We start from the raw sequence: 822 nt of genomic DNA on the forward strand, positions 1-822 counted from the left end.
GTCAGGTGAGGGTGATCTGGCGGTTGACGTCCTTGTAGAGGAGGTAGCGGAACTTGCCGGGGCCGCCTGCGTAGCAGGCTTGGGGGCAGAAGGCGCGCAGCCACATGAAGTCGCCTTCTTGGACTTCGACCCAGTCGCCGTTGAGGCGGTAGACGGCCTTGCCCTCCAGGACGTAGAGGCCGTGTTCCATGACGTGGGTTTCGGCGAAGGGGATGACCGCGCCGGGTTCGAAGGTGACGATGTTGACGTGCATGTCGTGGGCCAGGTCGTCGGGGTCGACGAAGCGGGTGGTGGCCCAGGCGCCGTCGGTGTCGGGCATCGGGGTGGGCTCGACGTGCTGTTCCTGGACGGTGAAGGGCTTGGGCGCGGCCAGGCCCTCGACGGGTTCGTAGGGCTTGCGGATCCAGGAGAAGCTGGCGGGTTCGGTGCCGGGGTTGGTCAGGCTCCAGGTGGCCCCGGCCGGCAGGTAGGCGTAGCCGCCCGGGGTGAGGTGGTGCTCGGCGCCGTCGATGGTCAGGCGCAGCTCGCCGGCCTGCAGGAACACCACCGATTGCACGCCGGCCTCGGGTTCGGGTCGGGTGCTGCCGCCGCCGGGGGCGACGTCGACGAGGTACTGGGCGAAGGTGGTGGCGAACCCGGCGATGGGTTTGGCCAGCACCCACGCGCGGGTGTGCTGCCAGCCGGGGAACGTGCTGGTGACGATGTCGCGCAGCACCCCGCGCGGGATCACCGTGTAGGCCTCGGTCACGATCGCGCGGTCGGTGAGCAGGTCGGTCTGCGGCGGCAGGCCACCGGTCGGCGCGTAGTACGACGGCACGTTCA

At 69.7% G+C, this 822-nt stretch carries 1 protein-coding gene; it reads right to left on the reverse strand.

Annotation, left to right across the window (positions count from 1 at the left end; translation table 11 throughout):
• Window position 1: 1 nt before the first annotated feature.
• The gene (locus ACFQRI_RS27100; protein WP_380673500.1) at window positions 2-817 is read right to left on the reverse strand and encodes a bifunctional allantoicase/(S)-ureidoglycine aminohydrolase; all 816 of its coding nucleotides are present in this window, start codon (window positions 815-817) and stop codon (window positions 2-4) included.
• Window positions 818-822: the final 5 nt, after the last annotated feature.

Source organism: Saccharopolyspora griseoalba, assembly GCF_042665275.1.
GTDB classification, from domain to species: domain Bacteria; phylum Actinomycetota; class Actinomycetes; order Mycobacteriales; family Pseudonocardiaceae; genus Saccharopolyspora; species Saccharopolyspora griseoalba.